The following is a 17,220-nucleotide window of genomic DNA, read 5'->3' as shown; positions in this document are numbered from 1 at the left end:
ATGCACAGGACACTTCTGGGTGGGTTGGTCGGACTTGGCCTTCTGGCCGGCGCAGCGGCGGCGAGCGCGCAGGAGCGGGTCACGCTGCAACTGAAGTGGGTCACGCAGGCGCAGTTTGCCGGCTACTACGTGGCGCAGGCACGCGGAATGTATCGCGCCGCCAACCTGGATGTCCGGATCAACGCAGGCGGGCCGGACATCGCGCCGCCGCAGGTGATGGCCGGTGGCCGTGCCGACGTCGTGGTGGAGTGGATGCCGGCGGCGCTGGCCAGCCGGGAGCGCGGCGTGCCGCTGGTGAACATCGCGCAGCCCTTCAAGCAATCCGGCCTGATGCTGACCTGCCGCGCCGAGACCGGCATCCGCACGCCGGCGGACCTGCGCGGCCGCACGCTGGGCGTCTGGTTCTCCGGCAACGAGTACCCGTTCCTCGCCTGGATGGCGCGCCTGAACCTGCCGACCAACGGCACGCCGCAGGGGGTGCGCGTGCTGCGCCAGGGCTTCAACGTGGACCCGCTGCTGCAGCGCCAGGCCGATTGCGTCTCCACCATGACCTACAACGAATACTGGCAGGTCATCGATGGCGGCTTCCGGCCGGAGCAGTTGACGGTGTTCCGCTACGCTGACCAGGGCGTCGCCACGCTGGAAGACGGCCTCTATGTTCTTGAAAGCCGCCTGACCGATGCAGCCTTCGTGGCCCGCATGGGCCGCTTCGTGCGGGCCTCCATGCAGGGATGGGACTGGGCGCGGGCGAACCCGGATGCGGCGGCGGCCATCGTGCTGGACAACGATGCCTCCGGCGCGCAGACCGAAGCGCATCAGCGGCGCATGATGGGCGAGATCGCCAAGCTGCTGGACACCACCAATGGTGGCCGCCTGGACCCGGCGGATTATGAGCGCACGGTGCAGACCCTGCTGTCCTCCGGCGGCGAATCGCCCGTCATCACGCGTGCGCCGACCGGCGCCTGGACGCATGCGGTGGTCGACGCGGCGCGCTGACCTTCAGGCGCGGGCGAAGACGCAGACCAGGCCGCCACCCGGCGGCCCCTGATGCTCCGCCCCGCCGCTGACGAAGACCTGGCCGGTGCCGGCCACGCTGGCGACGATGGCGCCCAGCGCACCCCGCAGGTGTCGCTGGGCGTCAAGGTCCGTATCGCCCAGCATGGTGTGGCGCGCGCCGCGGATCGCACCGTTCCGCTCCGGCTCGCCCTTCGCGATCACGCCCAGAACGCGGTCCCGCTGTCTGGCGGGCACCGATGGCGCGGCATCCAGCCCGGACGCGCGGAAGGCGGCGACGACGCCTCCGAGGTCGAGAAGGTCGGCCATCGGCGCGACGCCGGCCGTCAGGCCTGGCGCCCAGCCCTCTGCATGGCCGAAGACCACCACCTCATTCGCCGTGACCTCGATGCCGGAGGAGATGCTGGCGCGGTTTGAAAATCTGTTCAGGTCACGCAGCAGGTCATGCTCGGCAGCATCCAGAATGTCCCCGAGAGCCAGGCCAACGCCGAAGGCGGCGGCTGCGCGGGACAGCGCCATCAGCACGCGCGGGTCGGGCGAGCGCGCCTCCGGCCCGGGCGCCTGGGCGCAGGGCGCCTTTACCTGTACCAGCACGACATCCTCGGCCCGCGTGATGCCCGCCTGCGCCATGGCCTCCCGCACCGCCTGCGCCACCTGGCTGATCTGCGCATTCCGGCCGATAGCCGCCGCAGGTGTCGGCGGGCTGAAGGCGGTGCCGAGGGCCAGGCCACGTGCGCCGCCCTGCGCCCGATCCACGGCAAACACCAGGTAGTGCGGCGACAGCGCGCCTTCCGTGCCGCCGGACAGCACGCAGGGAAGGCGCGCGGCCAGCGAGGCAGCGTCCTCCCCCGTCTCCCGCGCCAGAAGCAGCATCAGCGACTGGGTGAAGTAGCCACGGGTGAAGTCGTTCAGCCCGCCATTGCCCTCGGTTTTGCCGATCACCGCCCGGATGTCGCCGGCGCGCAGCTCGCCCGTCGCGATCAGCGCGGCCAGGACCGAAAGGTCGCCCGGATGGGCCATGGGCAGGCGGTGGATGGAAAGCTTGGGCATGGCGGGAGCATAAGTCCTCTGGCGCGGCGATTGCACCGCCAAGGACGAAATTTCGGGACGGGCTCATGCGGATCGGCATCATCGGTACCGGCGTTGCCGGCAGCCTGCTGGCGGAGGGGCTTGAAGGCTTCGACGTCACGGCCTTCGAGCGTGTCGCGCCGGGTGACCAGGCGGAGGCCGGCACGGGGCTGAACATCGGTCCCAACGCGCTCAAGGCGCTGCGGCTGAACCGCACGGCGCGGCACGCGGCGCTGCGCGCGGCCTCGTTGCCCTGGCAGCGCTGGTTCATCGACCTGGCCGACGGCACCCGCCTGTTCAACCTCGACCTGCGGGAGGTGGCGGAGGAGCCCGGTGTCCGCATCCGCTGGTCCGAACTCTACCGCCTGCTGCGCGCCCCCGTGGCAGGCTGCACCCGCAGCGCGCACGCCCTGGAAGCGCTGGAGGAGGATGCCGCGGGCCGCCTCGTGCCCGTGTTCCGGACGCCCGGTGGCCTGGTGCGCGACGGCGGCTTCGATCTGCTGGTCGGTGCCGATGGCCGCTACAGCCGGCTGCGCAGCCTGGCGGCCGGAGAGCCTGAAGGGACGCTGCTCGGCGTCTGCATCTGGCGGCTGCTGGTGACGGAGGCTGGGGATTGTCCCTATGACGACTACGGCCAGTGGTTCAACGGCAATGCCCGCCTGCTGTCCTTTCGCGTACCGGGTGGCGCCGTCTACATTGCGGGCACCTTCCCACTCGGCATCGACCGCCAGATCCCGGATGCGATGAAGACCGCGGCGGCGCAGCGCGCGCTGTTCACGCCGGCCGATGCGCCGCCATGTCCGGCTGTCGCCTGGATGCTGGCCAAGATCGACGCGCATGTGGCGGAGATCCATTGGGCGCGGTCGGCCATCGTGCCGGTGCTGCGACATGCGCTGGATGGCCGCGCACTGTTCCTCGGCGATGCGGCGCAGGCGATGGTGCCGACGCTGGGGCAGGGCGCGACCCAGGCGGTGGAATGCGGCGTCATCGCTGCCAACGTGCTGCGCGCCGGCGGCGACGCGGCGGCCGTGGCCACGGCACGCGACCAGCGTGTTGAATTCGTCCGGCAGTTCTCGATGGAGTCTTCCGACACGCTGCTGCCACCGGTGGACGTGCAAGCCGGCACCGCGAAAAAGCGGCAGCCGGACTACCTCGCGAAGCTGAGGAAGCTCTACACCGAGGTCGTGTAGATCTATTCCGCCAGCGACATGCCGAGCGCGGGCTTCGCATCAGCCGGCAGCGGGCTTTCATAGGGCCGGCCGCCGGTGCGCGCCGCGTGGTCCGCCTTCGCCTTGGCGATCAGGTCCGGGTTGCGGTTGGCATCCACGGCCGTGCCGGCCATCACCTTCGCCACATGCACCATGCCGGTGTGCGCCGCCGGCGCCTTGCCCTGCGCCACGACCTGCCAGCTGTGACCCGGCGTGCCGATGGCATAGGTGGCGCCGCGCGCCTGGACCGTTGGCACCTTCCAGGACACGTCGCCGACATCCGTCGAGCCGTTCATGCCGGCCCCCTTCGCAGCCAGCGGGACGATGAGGTCGCACAGCGCCTTGCCAGTGTCGGGTACAACGCCCTGCCGCCGGTAGCCGGACAGGATGTCCTCCTCCCGCAGCGTCTTCTGGATTTCGGCCGCGAAGGTGCGATCCTCGTCGCTGAACTGCGGCGGCCCGAGCCGGTCGAAATTGTCGTGCCTCGCCTGTTCCAGCGGCGAATTGCCGAGCAGGTTGGACACGGCGGAGATCACCTGCGTGGAGACCGTCGTCTCGGTCATCAGCGCCGCGCCGTCCGCGATCTTCCGCACCCGCAGCACCAGGGCGTTCAACTCCACCAGGTTTCGGGCGCGGATCAGGTAGCGGACCTTGGCGCGGGACTGCACGACATTCGGTGCGATGCCGCCGGCGTCGAGATAGGCGTAGTGAATCCGCGCGTCCGCCGGCATATGCTCCCGCATGTAGTTCACGCCGACGCTCATCAATTCCACCGCATCCAGCGCGGACCGGCCGAGATGCGGCGAAGACGCCGCATGGCTGGCGCGGCCGACGAACGAAAAATCGATGCGCGTGTTGGCCAGAGAGATCGGCTCGTTGACGCCGGAGAAGCTGGCCGGGTGCCAGGAGATCGCGATGTCCACGTCGTCGAAGGCGCCCTCCCGCACCATGAAGCCCTTCGCCGCGCCGCCTTCCTCCGCCGGGCAGCCGTAGTAGCGCACGCGGCCGGGGACGCCGTTGGCCTTGAGGTAGTCCTTCACCGCAGCCGCCGCCAGCAGGCTTGCGGCACCGAGCACGTTGTGGCCACAGCCATGGCCCGTGCCGTCGCCGGGCACCGGCCGATGCTCCGCCACCCCGGCTTCCTGCGACAATCCGGGCAGCGCGTCATACTCGCCGAGAATGGCAATCACAGGCCCGCCTTCGCCGGCCTCGCCCATCACCGCTGTCGGGATGCCGGCGAGATCGCGGGTGATGCGGAACCCCTCGGCCTCCAGCATCGCGACATGTTCCACGACACTCCGGTGCTCGTTGTAGCAGAGTTCCGGCATGCCCCAGACGCGATCGCTGAGGGCCGCATAGGCCTCGCGCCGAATGTCGACTTCGCGCCAGACCTGTTCGTCATTGCGCATGTTCGCGCTCCCTGTCCTGTTCAACGCCGCGCCGGCACCCGGCCCTCTCCGATGTCCCACCAGATGCCGGCGATCAGGCCCAGCCCCTCGCGCAGCAGCGGCGCCAACGCGTGTTCGTCCGGGCCATGCTGGTTGCAGCCGGCATAGCTGTTGGGAATCCAGATCACCGGCGTGCCCAACTCCTCCAGGAACATGTCGGACGGATTGGAGCCGGAGGAATTCGGAACGATGTTCGGCGCCCGGTTGCTGGTCCGCGCCATGGAACCCGCGACCATCGCCACCCAGGGATCGTCCGGGTCGGTGCGGGATGCGCCGAACATGTCGCGTTCCATCATCGGCACGATCTCGACCTCCGGGAAGCCCCTGGCATCCAGGTGTCGCCGCAACGCCGGGATGAAGGCGGTGCCGGGAACGTCCGCGGTGTGCCGCACCTGCAGCCGCGCCCGCGCCTCGCCCTGCACGGCGTTGGTCGGCGCGTCCGGGTGGCCGACCAGCGCCGCCAGCACGATCACGCTGGTCCAGCCGAAGATCTTCTCGGCCTTCGACAGGCCAGGCTCGCCCCAGCCGGGATCACCTTCCGGCAGGCCGGGAATATCCTCGAAGACCAGGTCGCCGATGGCGCGCTTCACCGAAGCCGGCATGGCATCGGGCGTCCAGCCCTCGACCAGGATGCGCCCGTTGCGGTCGACGATGCTTGCCATGGCATGTGCGAGCACGAACCCCGGGTCCGTCAGCACGCCGCCCCAGTGGCCGGAATGGTGCGCATGGTCGCGCAGCCGCACCACCAGGTCGAAGGCCACGCCACCGCGGGCGCCCAGCTTCATCTCCGGCATGAAGGTGGTCTGCCGCGGACCGTCGAGGCCGATGAACACATCAGCCGCCAGCCGCGCACGCTCCGCCCGCAGCAGGTCGCGCAGGCCGGGCGAGCCCTGTTCCTCCCCGGTCTCCACCAGCACCTTCGCGTTGAAGCCGAGCCGGCCGCCCCGTTCCGCCAGCACCGCGCGCAGCGCCTCGATCGCGATCAGGTGCTGGCCCTTGTTGTCGACCGTGCCGCGGCCATACCACTTGTCGCCACGCGCGGTGACCTGCCAGGGGTCGAGCCCCTCGCTCCACTTCGGCGCCAGGCCGCGCACCACATCGCCATGGCCATACACCAGCACGGTCGGCAACGTTGGATCTTCGATGCGCGACGCCAGGAACACCGGTCCGCGCCCGGCGCGCGGATTGGGCAGCACCGCCTGGTCGAACGGCATGTCCCGCATCAGGTCTGGCAGCGTTTCGGTGCAGTAGCGTGTCAGGGCCGGCAGGCTGTCCGGCAGCTGGCTTTCCGTCGGCACCGCGACCAGGCGCTGCAACTCGGCAAGGTAGGCGCCGCTGTCGAAGCAGCCTTCCGCACGCGCGATGGCGCCAGCCCTGGTACCCGCCATGTCCAAGATCCCTCCCGTGGTGGGCGAAGCTTGGCATGGTGGTGCGGCATGCGGGAAGATGCCCGCCTATTCGGCGGCGAGCCGGCTGGTATCCAACTCTACTTGCGCAACATCATAGGCACGAAGCGATTCGAAGTAGCGAGGCAGCTCGGCCGCGAAAAGGCCACGTGTGACCCCGGCCGCGAGTCGCGGCACCGCGATCCCCATCGCATTGATGGAAGCGCCGGCTGGGCCGAACGACATCGTCGTGCCGATCCCGAACAGGTGGATGTCGCGGATCCAGGGCGTCTCGCCGGCCACGCGCTCCTCGAAGGCGTAGTCGGCACCGAGATACGGGAAGGCACCAAGCCGTGCATCCGCCTCGGCATCCGGCGGCGTATAGCGATCCGCCCAACTGGCGATGTTGTGCGCGCAGCCCGCCAGTTCCGGCACGCGCGTGGCGTCCATGCGCACGCCGGTCCCGCAGATCAGGAAGTCGGCCGTGACCTCGCCGCGTGCGGTCGAGAGAACGGCGCGACCATCCTCGCCGACCCGCGCACCGGTCCAGGGCCGGCCGACATGCATGCTGAACTGCGGAAACCGCAACACGCGTGCATAGGTGTCCGGGGGGAAGCCCTCGCGCAGGCCCAGCACATGCGCCATGAAGCGCCAGCGCCATGCATCCGGCATTTCGTGGATGTGCCGCAGGAAGCCGGCGAAGGTCAGCCAGCGATAGGGCTGCACCACCATCGGCTCCGCCCTGCGGCAGAACAGGTGCACCTCGGCCGCGCCCGCTTCCAGCGCCATCGCCGCATTGTCGAAGGCCGATGCGCCGGCACCCAGCACTGCGACGGCCTTGCCGCGCAGCCGGGCAAAATCGATCGGGTCCGCGCTATGGGCGCGCAGGTGGCGGGGCAGGGCGGTGACGAAATCCGGCATCCACCAGAAGCCCGCGCCTTCCTGCCCCGTGGCCAGCACGACCTTGCGCGCCAGCATTGGGCCGGCGCTGGTCTCGACCCGGAGGCAGGGCAGCCCGTCATCCGTCCGCGCCGGGTCGATGCGCCCGGCGGCGACGCCATTGCGCACCGGCACGCCGACGACGCGGCGCAGCCACAGGAGGTAGTCGGCCCAGAGCTCCTTCGGGATGTAGCGCAGCGTGTCCCAGGATGCGGTGCCGAACTGCGCCTCGTGCCAGGCCTGGTAGGTGAGTGAGGGCACGCCAAGATCCGGACCGCTCTGGTCCTTCCAGGACCGCAGGTTGTGCATGCGGGCGTAGGTCTGCCACGGCCCCTCGCGCCCGTAAGGCTCGCGGTCGATCACCAGGATGTTGCGCACCTTGTCGCGCATCAGCGCGAAGCCTGCCACCACGCCGCACTGCCCGCCGCCGACGATCAGCACATCCAGCACCGGCGCACCGCCGCTGGTCTTGGGTTGCAGCCATTCCATGCGGGGATGCGCGATCAGGTCGAGGTCGCGCCGCGCATCGGCCTCGAGCGCGGCGAGGGTGCTGGGTGCAGGCAAGACTCGGTCTCCGGGTTTCCACTCTAGCCGACCAAGATGGGCGCAATCCTGCCGGCCACCAGTCCGGAATCCTGGCGTCCCATCACGCGGCTTCGGCAGGTGCCGCGTATACCGGCAGGCGATGCATCCTCCGGACGCAGCGGCGGATCCACGCGGTCCGGACGCGAGGCAATCGGCCTTGCCAGCGCGGTCCGGTTGCGGCCACGCTCCATCCCGATGGAACAGCCAAGACGAACGGAGACGACGACCATGCTGCGACGGACCTTGTTGGGCACCAGCCTCGCCCTCGCCGCGCCGGCAACGCTGCGCGCCCAGGGGGCGCCGCAATTCACCTTCCGCCTGCACAGCTTCTCCTCGCCGACCGCGCTGGACCACACCATGCATCTCGACCCCTGGGCGGCGAAGGTGGCGGCTGAATCCGGCGGGCGCATCAAGATCGACGTGTTTCCCGCCATGCAGCTCGGCGGGCAGCCGCGCGACCTGGTGCAGCAGCTCGAGGACGGCGTCGTCGACATCATCTGGACGGTGCCGGGCTTCACGCCTGGCCGGTTCATGGGGACGGAGGGCCTGGAGCTTCCGTTCCTCAACACCGGGCTGAGCGTGACGGAAAGCGCGGCGGCCATGGAATTCGCCGGCAAGCACCTGGCGGAGACGGAATACCGCGGCATCAAGATCATCTCCATCCACTCGACCGACCGCGCGCTGATCCACACCTCCCGCAAGCCGATCCGCACGCTGGAAGATTTCCGCGGCATGAAGCTGCGCGTCGCCGGACGATTCATCGGGGAGGCGGTGACCGCGCTTGGCGCCACACCCGTCGGCATCCCGCTCGGCGGCGTGTACGAGGCGACGGCACGCAGCCAGGTGGACGGGTTCCTGATCAACTGGGCGATCACCCAGCCCTTCCGCCTGTACGAGGTGGCCAAGTTCCACAGCGAGCCGCCGGGCGTCGGCCTGTTCCAGGGCATGATCCTCACTTTGATGAACGGGCGCAGCTACAACCGCCTGCCGCCGGACCTGAAGGCCGTGATCGATGCCAATTCCGGCCCCGCGCTCGCGGTGAATCGCGGCGCCATCTGGGACTCGCAGACCGCCGCGGCCGTGGATGCGGCGCGCGGCGCGGGCAACGAGATCATCGCGATCGGGCCGGAGGAGAAGGCGCGCTGGCGCACCGCCGTGGCACCGGCCTATGAGGCCTGGGTGGCGGAGATGACTCGCCGCGGCCGCAATGGCCGTGCGATGTTCGAGGACCTGCAGGCGATCACGGCCAAGCACGGCCGCGCATGAACCTGCCGGCCCTGCGCGTCGGCCTGACGCGCCTTGCCGTGGCCTGCGCGCTGGTGAGCGGCTTCCTGCTGCTCGCCGCGGTCGCCGTCACCACCGCCTCCGTCATCCGCGGCGCCTTCGGCACGCCGATCCTGGGTGACAGTGAGGTGGTGGAGATGCTGCTGGGCGTCGCCGTCGTGCTGTGCATGCCGCTGTGCGAGATGAAGGGCGTGCATGTGCTGGTGGATTTCTTCACCCAGAAGCTGCCGCCGCGGGCGACGGGCGCGCTGGATGCCGTGATGCGGGTGGTGGTCGCCGTGGTCGTCGCGGTGCTGGCCTGGCGACTCATCGTCGGCGGCATCGGCATGTGGGAACGCGAGAGGGATACGATGTTCCTGCAATTGCCGTACTGGTGGGGCTACGCGGCGGCTGGTGCGGGCATGATGGCGTGGAGCCTCTGCACTCTCTTCGTCGCGGTCGAAGGCTTCGCCCGCCAGCGTCGGCCGGCATGACGGATTTCGGCGTCGGACTGCTGATGTTCGGCGGCGCTCTGGTGCTGATCGCGCTGCGCATGCCGGTCGGGATCGCCATGCTCCTCGTCGGTGGACTGGGCTACGCTGAGCTGTCGGGCTGGGACCGTCTGTTCGCCACGCTCAACACGCTGACGTTCAGCCGCTTTTCCTCCTACACCCTGTCGGTCATCCCGCTGTTCCTGCTGATGGGCGACTTTGCCACCAAGGGCGGCATGAATCGGGCCCTCTTCGCCTGCGCCCGCGCCTGGATGGGGCATTGGCGCGGTGGCCTTGCGGTGGCCAGTATCGGCGGCTGCGCGGCCTTCGGCGCCATCTGTGGATCGTCCCTCGCCACCGCCGCCACCATGTCCCAGGTGGCGCTGCCGGAGATGCGCAGGCATGGATATTCGCCGGCGCTTGCCACCGGCACCCTGGCCGCCGGCGGCACGCTCGGCATCCTGATCCCGCCCAGCGTCATCCTGGTGATCTACGCGATCTACACGGAACAGAGCATCGGCAGCCTGTTCATCGCCGCCGTCATCCCGGGCCTGCTCGCCACGATCGGCTACATGCTGGTGGTGAACATCTACACCCGGGTGGCCCCTGGCGCCGCGCCGCCCGCCGAGCGCATGCCCTACCGCGCGCGCCTGCGTGCGACGGCGGAGGTCTGGCCGGTGATGACGGTGTTCCTCGTCGTCGTCACGGGGATTTACGATGGCTGGTTCAGTGCGACCGAAGGCGCGGCCATCGGCGCGGCGGCCACCGGCCTGCTGGCTTTCGGACTCGGCGGCATGCGGTGGCAGGGTCTGCGCGAGAGCCTGCTGTCCACGGCCGAGACCACCGGGCTGATCTTCATCGTGCTGCTGGGCGCAGAGCTGTTCAGCGCGGCCCTGGCTCTGTCGCACCTGCCGTCGGAACTTTCCAGCATGGTCGCCGCCCTGCCGGTGCCGCCGCTGGCCATCCTGTTCGCCATCCTCGTAGTCTATCTCGTGCTCGGCTGCTTCATGGAAAGCATGGCGATGGTGCTGCTGACGCTGCCCATCTTCGTGCCGCTGATGCTGAGCCTGGATTTCGGGCTCGATCGCACGCAGGTGCTGGTCTGGTTCGGTATCCTGGTGCTGATGAGCGTGGAGGTCGGCATGATCTCGCCGCCCTTCGGACTGAACCTGTTCGTCATCAACGCCATGGCGAAGGACATCCCGATGGGCCAGACCTATCGCGGCGTGATGGGATTCTGCGCCTCCGACCTGCTGCGCATCGTGCTGCTGCTGTTCTTTCCGGCGCTGTGCTTGTGGCTGCCGGGGCTCTGGTAGCTACACCGTCAGCAGCTTCCGCACGGCGGCCTCGTCCAGCGTCCCGGCCGGCCCACCCAACGCCACTTCGCCGCGCACCATGACCGCGATGCTGTCAGCCAGCTCGCGGGCGAAATCGTAGTACTGTTCCACCAGGATCACCCCGATGCCGCGATCGCGCGAGAGGTGGCGAATGACGCGGGCGATGTCCTTGATGACGGAAGGCTGGATCCCTTCCGTCGGTTCGTCCAGGATCAGCAGGCGTGGCCGGGCACACAGCGCGCGGCCGATCGCCAGCTGCTGCTGCTGCCCACCGGACAGGTCGCCGCCGCGCCGGCGCAGGAACTGCCGCAGCACGGGGAAAAGGTCGAAGATTTCCGAATCGACACCGGAGCCGCGTGGCGCGGCCGCCAGAGCGGTCTCCAGGTTCTCCTGCACCGTCAGGAAGGGAAAGATCTCCCGCCCCTGCGGCACATAGCCGATTCCGGCGCGCGCACGCTCCGCCGGCCCCAGCCGCGTCACGTCGCGCCCTTCCCAGGTGATGCTGCCGGCGCGGACCTTCTCCAGCCCCATGATGGCGCGCAGAAGCGAGGATTTGCCGACGCCGTTCCGACCCAGCACAGCAGTGACCTTGCCAGGTTCGGCCACCAGCGAGACTCCGCGCAGGCACAGGCTTGCGCCGTAGGACAGGTCGATGGCGGCGACGTTCAGCATTTCAGCGCCCCAGATAGACTTCGATGACCCTGGGGTCGTTCTGCACGTGGTCGATGGAGCCCTCCGACAGCACGCTGCCATCGCACAGCACCGTCACCCGCCGGCCGAGCGCGCGGACGAATTCCAGGTCATGCTCGACGACCACGACGCTGCGCTTGCCGGCGATACGCACCAGTAGCGCGGCGGTCTGCTCGGTCTCCGAATCCGTCATGCCGGCGACGGGTTCGTCCACCAGCAGCAGTTCCGGGTCCTGCATCAGCAGCATGCCGATCTCCAGCCACTGCCGCTGCCCGTGGCTGAGGATGCCGGCCAGGTCGTGCGCCCGTTCGAGAAGGCCGATCTCCTCCAGCGTGGTCTCGACGCTGGTCCGCGCCTCGCCGGTCAGGATCCATCGCAGGCAGGCGATCGGCCCGCGCGGGGCCTTCAGCGCCAGCTCCATGTTCTCGAACACGGTCAAGGCATCGAACATCGTCGGCTTCTGGAACTTGCGGCCGATGCCGAGATTGGCGATGCCGGCCTCGTCCATCCGTGTCAGGTCGATCTCGCCGAAATTGACGGTGCCGGCGGTGGGGCGGGTCTTGCCGGTGATGACATCCATCATTGTCGTCTTGCCGGCGCCGTTTGGCCCGATCACGGAGCGGAGCTCCCCCGGCTCCACGATGAGGGAGAGGTTGTTAAGCGCACGGAATCCGTCGAAGACGACGGAGACGCCATCGAGGTACAGCCGGCGACCCTGGCTCACGGCCCGCGCCCCTTCATCAGCCCGATCAATCCCTTCGGCAGGAACAGCGTGACCGCCACGAACAGCCCGCCCAGTACGAACAGCCAGAGGTCCGGCGCCGCGGATGTGAGCCAGGTCTTCAGGGCATTGACCGAGAAGGCGCCGAGCACTGCGCCGACCAGCGTGCCGCGGCCGCCGACGGCAACCCAGATCACCGCCTCGATCGAGTTGGCCGGGCTGAACTCCCCGGGATTGATGATGCCGACCTGCGGCACATACAGCGCACCGGCCACACCGGCGAGCATGGCCGACAGCACGAAGGCGAACAGCTTGTGATGGGTGGTGTTGTAGCCGAGGAACCGCACCCGGCTTTCCGCGTCGCGGATCGCCGTCAGCACCCGGCCGTATTTGCTGCGGGTCAACCGCACGCAGATCATGAAGGCCAGCACCAACGCCAGGAGCGAGGCATAAAACAGGCCCGAGCGCATGACGGAGGTGTTCAGCGGCTGGCCAAGCAACTCCTTGAAGTCGGTGAAGCCGTTGTTGCCGCCGAAGCCCATGTCGTTGCGGAAGAAGGCCAGCATCAGCGCGAAGGTCATCGCCTGGGTCAGGATGGAGAAATAGACACCTGTGATGCGGCTGCGGAAGGACAGGAAGCCGACGACCAGGGCCAGCGCGCCAGGCACCAGCACAACCATCAGCATGGCAAAGGGGAAGCTGTCGAACCCCAGCCAGTACCACGGCAGTTCCTGGTAGCCCAGGAACACCATGAAGTCCGGTAGCACCGGATGGCCATAGGACCCGCGCGGCCCAATCAGCCGCATCAGGTGCATGCCCATGGCATAGCCACCGAGCGCGAAGAAGGCGCCGTGGCCAAGCGAGAGGATACCCGCATAGCCCCAGGCCAGGTCCAGCGACAGCGCCAGGATGGCGTAGCAGATCCACTTGCCGGTGATGGAGACCAGGAAGTCCGAGACGTGCAGCGGATGCGCCGCCGGCAGCAGGTTCAGCAGCGGCATGACGCCGAGCGCCAGGATGAAGACCAGCAGGCCGGCGCGCAGGCCCAGCCGCAACCTGGCATCCGGGGCAGGTGGGGACACCGCGATGCTCATGCGTCCGCGGCCCTTCCCTTCTGCGCGAACAGGCCGCGTGGCTTGCGCTGGATGAACAGCATCGCGGCCACCAGCACGAACACCTTGGCCAGGACCGCACCGGCCCAGGGCTCCAGCATCTTGTTGATGATGCCGAGCCCGAAGGCGCCCACAAGCGTGCCCGCCAGCGACCCGACGCCGCCGAACACCACCACCAGGAAGCTGTCGATGATGTAGCCGGTGCCGAGGTTGGGGCTGACATTGTCGATCTGGCTCAGCGCCACGCCGGCGATGCCGGCGATGCCCGACCCGAAGGCGAAGGTCAGCGCATCCACGCGGCCGGTCCGGATGCCCATGGATGAGGCAATGGCGCGCTTCTGCGTCACCGCGCGCATCTCCAGCCCGAATCGCGTAAAGCGGATGGCGGCCACCGTCAGGCCCAGGATCACCATGGAAAAGACCAGGATCCACAGCCGATTCTGCGTCACGGCAATGTCGCCCGGCAGCATCAGCGTACCCTGCATCCAGGCGGGGCTGATGATCTCGCGATTCTGCGCGCCGAAGGTGAGCCGGACCGATTGCTGGATCATCATGCCGACGCCGAAGGTCATCAGCAGCGTCTCCAGCGGCCGGCCGTACAGGTGGCGGATCAGTCCACGTTCCATCGCCGCGCCACAGGCGGCGGTCACCAGGAAGGCGGCCGGCACCGCAAGCGGCAGCGACCACGGCGCAAGCACCGGAATGCCGCGCAGCGCCTCCTGCACCACGAAGGTGGTGTAGGCGCCGAGCATGACGAACTCGCCATGCGCCATGTTGATCACGCCCATGACGCCGAAGGTCACTGCGAGTCCCAGTGCCGCCAGCAGAAGCACGGACCCGAGCGACAGCCCCTGGAACAGAGTCTCCGCCGCACGCCGTACCGCCAGGCGCTGATCGATCGCGGACACCGCATCCTCGATCTGCGCGCTCAACGCCGGATTGGCGGCCCGCATCTCCAGCAGTACGGCGCGTGCCTCCGGGGAGGCCGTCGCGCCAAGGGCGGCGATCCCGAGCAGTTTGTCCGCATGATCATTCGCCATGACGCGGGATGCCGCCAGGGCCAGGGCCAGCCGCGTGCGAATGGCGGGCACCGTCTCCCGCGCCAGGGCCGCATCAAGCAGCGGCACGTTCTCGGCCGATCGGCTGCGGAACACCGCCTCCGCCGCCGCCTGGCGTTCCGCGGGATCGGGCGAGACCAGTTGCAGGCGGCCAAGCGCCCCGCGCAACGCCACGCGCACCCGGTTGTTCAAGCGCACGGCTTCCGCGCCCGTGGCCTCGGTGGCCGCGCCTGACAACGCCTCGGTCGCGCCGGCCTCACCGCGGATCAGCAGTGTTCCATCGACGCGGCGCAGAAGGCGCCCATCGCTCAAGGCGCGGAGCAAGGGGAGGGCGGCCGGGTCGCCGCTGGCGCCGAGCCGGTCCACCGCTTCCGCCGTCTGGTTGAATCCGGTGCCAATCCCGGCGAGACGGGCGGCAAGCGTGTCCTGTGCGTGCACCGGCAAGGCCATGGCGCACATCAGCAGCAGGGCGAGAAGCGCGTTCTTCATGCGGTTGCGGAAAAGGGGGCGGCACGGTGCCGCCCCCCAACCCTCCTGATCAGCCGCGGCGGCGGTTCGCGTTCTCCGGGATGAAGGGGGACCAGTTCTCGGCCGCGATGACCGTCGGCGTCTTCCACACCGTGTTGAACTGCCCGTCGGCCTGGATCTCGCCGATCATCACGGGCTTGGTCAGGTGATGGTTGGCGCGCATCTCCTGGTTGAAGCCGGAAGGTGCATCGACCTTCTGGCCGATCATCGCCGCGCGCACCGCATCGACATTGGTCGTGCCGGCCTGGGTCACGGCCTGGGTCCACATCCTGAAGCCGGTGTAGGTGGCTTCCATCGGGTCGTTGGTCACGCGGCGCGGGTTCTTGATGTAGGCCTGCCACATCGCCTTGAACTCGGTGTTCACCGGGCTGTCGACGGACATGAAGTAGTTCCAGGCGGCCAGGTGGCCGACCAGCGGCCGCGCATCGATGCCGGCCAGTTCTTCCTCGCCGACGCTGAAGGCGACGGAGGGGATGTCCTCGGCCTTGATGCCCTGGTTGCCCAGCTCGCGGTAGAACGGCACGTTGGCATCGCCGTTGATCGTCGAGACGATGGCGGTCTTCTTGCCCTCGCCGGCGAAGCGCTTCACGCGGCTGACGATGCCCTGCCAGTCGCTGTGCCCGAACGGCGTGTATTCTTCCATGATGTCGGCATCCGGGATGCCCTTGCTGTTCAGGAAGGCGCGCAGGATGCGGTTGGTGGTGCGCGGATAGACGTAGTCCGTGCCGAGCAGCGCGATGCGCTTGGCCTCGCCGCCATCGGCGCTCATCAGGTATTCCACGGCCGGGATCGCCTGCTGGTTCGGCGCGGCACCGGTATAGAAGATGTTCTTGCTCTCCTCCTCGCCCTCATACTGGACGGGGTAGAACAGCATGCCGTTCAGTTCCTCGAACACCGGCAGGACGGATTTGCGGGACACGCTGGTCCAGCAGCCGAAGGTCACGTCGACCTTGGAGACGGCCAGCAATTCGCGCGCCTTCTCCGCGAACAGCGGCCAGTTGGAGGCGGGGTCGACGACCACCGCCTCGACCCGCCGGCCGAGCAGGCCGCCGCGGCCGTTGATCCACTCGACCATCATCAGCACGGTGTCGCGCAGCGCGGTCTCGCTGATCGCCATGGTGCCCGACAGCGAATGCAGGACGCCCACCTTGATCGGCGCGGCCTGCGCGAAGGAGGGGCGGATGGCGGGCGCGGCCAGCACGGTGCCGAGGCCGGCCAGGGCGGCGCGCCGCGTGATGGGCATGCGATGGATCATTGTTTTGAAGCCTCCTCGGGGATGCACGAACCGGCGGCACCGACGCCGCCCCTTGGCTGCGTCCCCACCCGAGCAACCACCGTTGCGAGATATGTGCCAACGCTTGGCATACGATCAGATCGGCGCGTTCTGTGGCTTCGCCGCGCAACAGCAACCCAGGCCTGCCCAAAGAAGCGGCGGTAACTGCCTGCGGTGGCCGCTCGGCGCTGCCCCCGCATGCAGTTGCGCCGGCCTTGGCTGCCCAATCCGCGACGTGCCATGCTGCGGGGGATGGACCAGACCGCGCCCCGAGCGCCTTCCCACCAGCGCGCCCGGGGCCGCGCGGAACTTGGCCTGCTTGCGGCGCCGGGCGGCGCGCGCATCGCGCATCTGTACCAGGCGGCGCCGATGCGCGTGTTGTTTCCCGATGCCGATCCGGATGAGCCGAAGCAGGCGGCGCTCGTCAATGTCGCCGGCGGCCTGGCGGGTGGCGATCGGCTGGAGGCGGTGCTGACCCTCGGCACCGATGCGCGCTTCACCGTCACGACCCCAGCGGCCGAAAAGGTCTATCGCAGCCTGGGTCCCATCACCGAGATCTCGAGCAGCCTGGTGCTGGCGGATCGGGCCACGGCGGAATGGCTGCCGCAGGAGACCATCCTGTTCGATGGTGCCCGGCTGGCGCGGCGGCTGGATATCTCGCTGGCACCTGACGCACGGCTCCTGGCGGCCGAAATGCTGGTGCTGGGCCGCGCCGCCCGCTCCGAGACCTTCGCCAGGGGCCTGCTGCGCGATCGCTGGTGCATCCGCCGCGACGGCCGCCGGCTTTGGGTGGATGCGCTGCACCTCGACCCTGGCGCGATCCCGCACCGGTTCACACTGGATGGCGCCGGTGCGCTGGCGACGCTGATGCTCGCCATGCCGGATGCCGCGGCGCATCGCGACCTGGCGCGCGAGGTCTCGGCGGGTGGCGCCGGCCTGGTGGCGCCAGGACTGCTGGTTGCGCGCTGGCTGGGGGAGGCCGGGCAGGTGCGCGCCGCGTTGGCCGCCGCCATCATGGCACTCCGTGCCCAGGCACTCGGCCTGCCGGCGCGGCTGCCGAGGCTCTGGCGTACATGAGGTGGCATGCGCCATGCTTGGTC

Annotated in this window: 15 protein-coding genes; 6 read left to right on the top strand and 9 right to left on the bottom strand. The window is 69.0% G+C overall.

The window, feature by feature from the left end; all coding sequences use genetic code 11:
* Positions 1 to 996, top strand: coding sequence for an ABC transporter substrate-binding protein (locus ACFHPP_RS17805; RefSeq protein ID WP_437164583.1), 996 nt, complete (start codon positions 1 to 3; stop codon positions 994 to 996).
* A gap of 3 nt (positions 997 to 999) precedes the next feature.
* Here ACFHPP_RS17805 and ACFHPP_RS17800 read toward each other — a convergent pair whose 3' ends face one another.
* Entirely contained in the window at positions 1,000 to 2,064 is a 1,065-nt protein-coding gene (locus ACFHPP_RS17800) for a ring-opening amidohydrolase (protein WP_437164582.1), read from the bottom strand.
* A 65-nt stretch (positions 2,065 to 2,129) separates the two neighbouring features.
* Here ACFHPP_RS17800 and ACFHPP_RS17795 point away from each other — a divergent pair, with 65 nt between their 5' ends.
* Positions 2,130 to 3,272 (top strand): FAD-dependent oxidoreductase, encoded by a 1,143-nt coding sequence (locus ACFHPP_RS17795; protein ID WP_437164581.1) that lies wholly within the window; start codon positions 2,130 to 2,132, stop codon positions 3,270 to 3,272.
* A 2-nt stretch (positions 3,273 to 3,274) separates the two neighbouring features.
* On the opposite strand, the gene ACFHPP_RS17790 is transcribed toward ACFHPP_RS17795, so the two are convergent.
* The 3 genes from ACFHPP_RS17790 to ACFHPP_RS17780 all read right to left on the bottom strand — a co-directional run bounded on the left by ACFHPP_RS17790 (position 3,275) and on the right by ACFHPP_RS17780 (position 7,626).
* Positions 3,275 to 4,699 (bottom strand): M20 family metallopeptidase, encoded by a 1,425-nt coding sequence (locus ACFHPP_RS17790; RefSeq protein WP_437164580.1) that lies wholly within the window; start codon positions 4,697 to 4,699, stop codon positions 3,275 to 3,277.
* Between the two features lie 20 nt (positions 4,700 to 4,719).
* The gene (locus ACFHPP_RS17785; RefSeq protein ID WP_437164579.1) at positions 4,720 to 6,126 is read right to left on the bottom strand and encodes a M20/M25/M40 family metallo-hydrolase; all 1,407 of its coding nucleotides are present in this window, start codon (positions 6,124 to 6,126) and stop codon (positions 4,720 to 4,722) included.
* 66 nt (positions 6,127 to 6,192) lie between these two features.
* The gene (locus ACFHPP_RS17780; protein WP_437164578.1) at positions 6,193 to 7,626 is read right to left on the bottom strand and encodes an NAD(P)-binding domain-containing protein; all 1,434 of its coding nucleotides are present in this window, start codon (positions 7,624 to 7,626) and stop codon (positions 6,193 to 6,195) included.
* 249 nt (positions 7,627 to 7,875) lie between these two features.
* Between ACFHPP_RS17780 and ACFHPP_RS17775 the strand changes: the two genes are divergently transcribed.
* The 3 genes from ACFHPP_RS17775 to ACFHPP_RS17765 are packed head-to-tail and all read left to right on the top strand — an operon-like array spanning position 7,876 to position 10,717.
* Entirely contained in the window at positions 7,876 to 8,913 is a 1,038-nt protein-coding gene (locus ACFHPP_RS17775) for a TRAP transporter substrate-binding protein (RefSeq protein WP_437164577.1), read from the top strand.
* Positions 8,910 to 9,404, top strand: a complete 495-nt coding sequence (locus ACFHPP_RS17770; RefSeq protein WP_437164576.1) for a TRAP transporter small permease subunit — start codon at positions 8,910 to 8,912, stop codon at positions 9,402 to 9,404. The genes ACFHPP_RS17775 and ACFHPP_RS17770 overlap by 4 nt, the downstream gene beginning before the upstream one ends.
* Complete coding sequence (locus ACFHPP_RS17765) at positions 9,401 to 10,717, top strand: TRAP transporter large permease (protein ID WP_437164575.1); 1,317 nt, start codon at positions 9,401 to 9,403, stop codon at positions 10,715 to 10,717. Before ACFHPP_RS17770 ends, ACFHPP_RS17765 begins: the two co-directional genes overlap by 4 nt.
* On the opposite strand, the gene urtE is transcribed toward ACFHPP_RS17765, so the two are convergent.
* The 5 genes from urtE to urtA all read right to left on the bottom strand — a co-directional run bounded on the left by urtE (position 10,718) and on the right by urtA (position 16,102).
* Positions 10,718 to 11,410: an urea ABC transporter ATP-binding subunit UrtE gene (gene urtE / locus ACFHPP_RS17760; protein WP_437164574.1), complete on the bottom strand. Its 693-nt coding sequence runs from the start codon at positions 11,408 to 11,410 to the stop codon at positions 10,718 to 10,720.
* Position 11,411: 1 nt separating this feature from the next.
* Positions 11,412 to 12,152, bottom strand: a complete 741-nt coding sequence (gene urtD / locus ACFHPP_RS17755) for an urea ABC transporter ATP-binding protein UrtD (RefSeq protein ID WP_437164573.1) — start codon at positions 12,150 to 12,152, stop codon at positions 11,412 to 11,414.
* Positions 12,149 to 13,150: an urea ABC transporter permease subunit UrtC gene (urtC, locus tag ACFHPP_RS17750; protein WP_437164640.1), complete on the bottom strand. Its 1,002-nt coding sequence runs from the start codon at positions 13,148 to 13,150 to the stop codon at positions 12,149 to 12,151. The genes urtD and urtC overlap by 4 nt, the downstream gene beginning before the upstream one ends.
* 89 nt (positions 13,151 to 13,239) lie before the next feature.
* Complete coding sequence (urtB, locus tag ACFHPP_RS17745; protein ID WP_437164572.1) at positions 13,240 to 14,808, bottom strand: urea ABC transporter permease subunit UrtB; 1,569 nt, start codon at positions 14,806 to 14,808, stop codon at positions 13,240 to 13,242.
* Positions 14,809 to 14,857: 49 nt separating this feature from the next.
* Positions 14,858 to 16,102, bottom strand: a complete 1,245-nt coding sequence (urtA, locus tag ACFHPP_RS17740; protein WP_437164571.1) for an urea ABC transporter substrate-binding protein — start codon at positions 16,100 to 16,102, stop codon at positions 14,858 to 14,860.
* Positions 16,103 to 16,372: 270 nt separating this feature from the next.
* On the opposite strand from urtA, the gene ACFHPP_RS17735 reads away from it, so the two are divergent.
* Positions 16,373 to 17,197: an urease accessory protein UreD gene (locus ACFHPP_RS17735; protein WP_437164570.1), complete on the top strand. Its 825-nt coding sequence runs from the start codon at positions 16,373 to 16,375 to the stop codon at positions 17,195 to 17,197.
* The last annotated feature ends 23 nt before the right edge of the window (positions 17,198 to 17,220 follow it).

The organism is Falsiroseomonas sp. E2-1-a20, from assembly GCF_051433195.1.
Taxonomy (GTDB): domain Bacteria; phylum Pseudomonadota; class Alphaproteobacteria; order Acetobacterales; family Acetobacteraceae; genus Falsiroseomonas.
This window is presented reverse-complemented; position numbering and strand designations above follow the sequence as displayed.

What these genes read in the sequence shown, in the direction of transcription:
- ACFHPP_RS17805 (WP_437164583.1), top strand. Translation starts at nt 1, where the DNA reads ATGCACAGGACACTTCTGGGTGGGTTGGTCGGACTTGGCCTTCTGGCC.
- ACFHPP_RS17800 (WP_437164582.1), bottom strand. Translation starts at nt 2,064, where the DNA reads ATGCCCAAGCTTTCCATCCACCGCCTGCCCATGGCCCATCCGGGCGAC.
- ACFHPP_RS17795 (WP_437164581.1), top strand. Translation starts at nt 2,130, where the DNA reads ATGCGGATCGGCATCATCGGTACCGGCGTTGCCGGCAGCCTGCTGGCG.
- ACFHPP_RS17790 (WP_437164580.1), bottom strand. Translation starts at nt 4,699, where the DNA reads ATGCGCAATGACGAACAGGTCTGGCGCGAAGTCGACATTCGGCGCGAG.
- ACFHPP_RS17785 (WP_437164579.1), bottom strand. Translation starts at nt 6,126, where the DNA reads ATGGCGGGTACCAGGGCTGGCGCCATCGCGCGTGCGGAAGGCTGCTTC.
- ACFHPP_RS17775 (WP_437164577.1), top strand. Translation starts at nt 7,876, where the DNA reads ATGCTGCGACGGACCTTGTTGGGCACCAGCCTCGCCCTCGCCGCGCCG.
- ACFHPP_RS17770 (WP_437164576.1), top strand. Translation starts at nt 8,910, where the DNA reads ATGAACCTGCCGGCCCTGCGCGTCGGCCTGACGCGCCTTGCCGTGGCC.
- ACFHPP_RS17765 (WP_437164575.1), top strand. Translation starts at nt 9,401, where the DNA reads ATGACGGATTTCGGCGTCGGACTGCTGATGTTCGGCGGCGCTCTGGTG.
- urtE (WP_437164574.1), bottom strand. Translation starts at nt 11,410, where the DNA reads ATGCTGAACGTCGCCGCCATCGACCTGTCCTACGGCGCAAGCCTGTGC.
- urtC (WP_437164640.1), bottom strand. Translation starts at nt 13,150, where the DNA reads ATGCCGCTGCTGAACCTGCTGCCGGCGGCGCATCCGCTGCACGTCTCG.
- urtB (WP_437164572.1), bottom strand. Translation starts at nt 14,808, where the DNA reads ATGAAGAACGCGCTTCTCGCCCTGCTGCTGATGTGCGCCATGGCCTTG.
- urtA (WP_437164571.1), bottom strand. Translation starts at nt 16,102, where the DNA reads ATGATCCATCGCATGCCCATCACGCGGCGCGCCGCCCTGGCCGGCCTC.
- ACFHPP_RS17735 (WP_437164570.1), top strand. Translation starts at nt 16,373, where the DNA reads ATGGACCAGACCGCGCCCCGAGCGCCTTCCCACCAGCGCGCCCGGGGC.